This is a genomic window from Kutzneria sp. NPDC052558 (genome assembly GCF_044547355.1).
In the GTDB taxonomy this organism is placed as follows: domain Bacteria; phylum Actinomycetota; class Actinomycetes; order Mycobacteriales; family Pseudonocardiaceae; genus Kutzneria.
This window is the reverse complement of record NZ_JBIUAG010000027.1, coordinates 139,798-143,248: the sequence shown is the minus strand read 5'-3', so window position 1 is coordinate 143,248 and position 3,451 is coordinate 139,798. Positions and strand designations below refer to the sequence as shown.

The 3,451-nt window shown below is 68.2% G+C and carries 3 protein-coding genes; all 3 read left to right on the top strand.

Translation table 11 applies throughout. The features are described 5' to 3' along the window. Positions 1-309 precede the first annotated feature (309 nt). The 3 genes from ACIG5F_RS36835 (at position 310) to ACIG5F_RS36825 (ending at position 3,407) form a co-directional block, all read left to right on the top strand. Positions 310-876 carry a dihydrofolate reductase family protein gene (locus tag ACIG5F_RS36835; protein ID WP_396524621.1) on the top strand — a complete coding sequence of 189 codons (567 nt, stop codon included), beginning with the start codon at positions 310-312 and terminating at the stop codon, positions 874-876. A 142-nt stretch (positions 877-1,018) separates the two neighbouring features. Further along, positions 1,019-2,551, top strand: coding sequence for an NCS1 family nucleobase:cation symporter-1 (locus ACIG5F_RS36830; protein ID WP_396524620.1), 1,533 nt, complete (start codon positions 1,019-1,021; stop codon positions 2,549-2,551). Between the two features lie 13 nt (positions 2,552-2,564). Continuing rightward, on the top strand, positions 2,565-3,407 hold the full coding sequence (locus ACIG5F_RS36825; protein ID WP_396524619.1) for a nitrilase-related carbon-nitrogen hydrolase: 843 nt from the start codon (positions 2,565-2,567) through the stop codon (positions 3,405-3,407). Positions 3,408-3,451: the final 44 nt, after the last annotated feature.

Genomic DNA, 3,451 nt, shown 5'->3' with positions numbered 1-3,451 from the left:
ATCTTCTTCCCTAGACAAGAAGCATGATCACTCAAGGGCTGCACCCGTGATCACCCGGGGTCCCCGTCACCCACCCCGAAGGTTAAAACACAAGCAGAGGACTCCACACAAAATCCACCCGGAGCCCCCAACCAACCGCCCCACCCCACCCCCAACCACACAACAACCCCCACCCCGCAAAGCAAACCCCACCCCACAAAGCAGACTCCACCCACCCCCGGCAACCGCGCCGCACAAGCACCCGACCCACAACCACGACACCCACACCCATCGCACGATGAGGTGAGACCGACTCACGGGAGGCTTGCCATGACACGGAAACTGATCTTCGCCATGAACGCGACGCTGGACGGCTACATCGCCGCGCCGGGCGACGATATCGGGTGGAGCGAGCCGAGTGACGAGCTGTTCCAGTGGTGGCTGGAGCAGGAGCAGGCCAACAGCCTGTCGCTGTACGGGCGGAAGCTGTGGCAGACGATGAGCTCCTACTGGCCGACCGGCGACCAGCAGCCCGGGGCGACGCCGGCGCAGGTGGAGTTCGCGAGGAACTGGCGGGACACGCCGAAGGTGGTGTTCTCGGCGACGATCGGCCAGGTCGACTGGAACACCCGCGTGGTCACCGAAGACGCGGTCGCCGAGATCAGCCGGATCAAGGCCGAGGACGGCGGCCCGATGAGCATCGGCGGCGCGACGATCGCCGGGGCGGCCATGCGAGCCGGGCTGGTCGACGAGTACGCGGTGGCGACCCACCCGGTCCTGGTCGGCCGGGGCACTCCCTTCTTCACGGCGTGCGACAGCTGGGTGAACCTGAACCTGGTGGAGACGCGGGCGTTCCCCGGCGGCGTGGTCATGAGCCGGTACGAGACCAGGCGCTGATCACAGCCCGAAGGGGCGGGCCGGTTCCGAACTGGACACAGTGTGCGCGGTGGCCGGGAACCATGGACAGTGTGACACTGCCCTTTCCCGCAGCGGCCACCCACGATACTGAATTCTCGCCAAGGTGACGTCAGGAGCAGCCATGGCCCACTCCCCGGTTCGAGTCACTCCCGATGACGCCTCCGTCGAGCTGGCCGACGACGCGGCGATCGCCGACAGCCGGTTCTACAACCCCGAACTCGCCCCGGTGCCGCTGGCCAAGCGCACCTGGACGACCTACAACTTCTTCGCGCTGTGGATGGGCATGGCCCACAACATCCCCAGCTACACCCTGGCCGCCTCGCTGATCGCCCTGGGCATGGACTGGGTGCAGGCGTTCCTGACGATCACCCTGGGCAACCTGATCGTGCTGGTGCCGATGCTGCTCAACAGCCACGCCGGCACCAAGTACGGCATCCCGTTCCCGGTGTTCGCCCGCAGCTTCTACGGCGTGCGCGGGGCCAACCTGCCGGCCCTGCTGCGAGCGTTCATCGCCTGCGGCTGGTTCGGCATCCAGACCTGGGTCGGCGGCGAGGCGCTCTACGTGATCGTCGGCAAGCTGGTCGGCGGCGGCTGGAGCGACGCGGCCCCGGTCGGCGGGCAGCCGTGGACGCTGTGGCTGTCGTTCGCGCTGTTCTGGGTCGTGCAGATGCTGATCATCTGGCGCGGCATGGACGCCATCCGGCGCTTCGAGAACTGGACCGCCCCGCTGGTGTCGGTGGGCTTCCTGATCCTGCTCGGCTACGTCCTGGTGCAGGCCGGCGGCTTCGGCCCGATCCTGTCCGAGCCGTCCAAGCTGGGCTGGGGCGCGGGCTTCTGGGCGGTGTTCGCGCCCTCGCTGATGGCGATGATCGCCTTCTGGTCCACGCTGTCGCTGAACATGCCCGACTTCACCCGTTTCGGCGGCAGCCAGCGCAAGCAGTTCTGGGGCCAGATCCTGGGCCTGCCCACCACCATGTCGTTCATCGCCATCGTGGCCATCCTGACCACCTCCGGCGCGGTCTCGCTGTACGGCGAGGCGATCTGGGACCCGGCCCAGCTGGCCGCCCGCTTCGACAGCCCGGTGCTGGTGGTGGTCGCGCTGATCGCGTTGGTGCTGGCCACCGTCTCGGCCAATCTCGCGGCCAACGTGGTGTCCCCGTCCTACGACTTCAGCAACGCCGCCCCCAAGCGCGTCACCTTCGCCACCGGCGGCCTGATCACCGGCGTGCTGGGCGTGCTGATCCAGCCGTGGCGGCTGATCTCCGACCCGCACATCTACATCTTCACCTGGCTCGGTTTCTACGGCGGCGTGCTGGCCGCGGTGGCCGGCGTGCTGATCGCCGGCTACTGGGTGGTCAACCGCACCCGCCTGGACCTGCCGGATCTCTATCTGGAGAACGGAAGGTACTGGTTCACCGGCGGCTGGAACTGGCGGGCCCTGCTCGCCACCGTGGTCGGCGCGGTGATCGCCGTCGGCGGCGCGTACTCCGCACCCGGCACCGGCCCGTTCCCGGCCGACGGCCTGATCCCGTTGCTCAAGCCCCTCTACGACTACAGCTGGGTGGCCGGCCTGATCGCCGCCTTCCTGCTGTACCTCGCGCTGGCGCCGCGCACCTCGGCGACGCCGGCAGTCACCGCAGCGACCACGAACTAAGGAGACGCAACTCGTGGCACAGATCGTCCGGGCCGGCCTGATCCAGCAGCGCTGGACCGGGGACAAGGAATCGATGATCGCGAACGCGGTCGCCGCCATCGGGACCGCCGCCTCGCAGGGCGCGCAGGTGATCTGCCTCCAGGAGCTGTTCTACGGCCCCTACTTCTGCCAGGTGCAGGACGCGGACTACTACTCCTACACCGAGCAGATCCCGGACGGCCCGACCACGCAGCTGCTGTGCGAGGTGGCCAGGCAGCACGGGGTGGTGCTGGTCGCGCCGATGTACGAGCAGGAGCAGCCCGGCGTCTACTACAACACCGCGGCGGTCATCGACGCCGACGGCAAGTACCTCGGCAAGCACCGCAAGAACCACATCCCGCAGGTCAAGGGCTTCTGGGAGAAGTTCTACTTCCGGCCCGGCAACCTGGGCTACCCGGTGTTCGACACCGCGGTCGGCCGGATCGGCGTCTACATCTGCTACGAGCGGCACTTCCCGGAGGGCTGGCGGGCGCTGGGCCTGGCCGGCGCGAAGATCGTGTTCAACCCGTCGGCGACCAGCCGCGGCCTGTCCGAGTACCTGTGGCGGCTGGAGCAGCCGGCGGCCGCGGTGGCCAACGAGTACTTCGTCGGCACGATCAACCGGGTCGGGGTGGAGCCGTTGGGCGACAACGACTTCTACGGCCAGACCTACTTCGCCGACCCGCGCGGGCAGCTGGTCGGCGAGGCCGCATCGGACACCGAGGAGGAGATCGTCGTCCGCGACCTGGACATGGGCCTGCTGGCCGAGGTCCGTGACCTGTGGGCGTTCTACCGCGACCGCCGTCCCGACAGCTACGAGTCGCTGGTGAAGCCGTGAGCGAGCTTGCGAGCGAACCATTCAACACAGAGCGTCCGCGAACG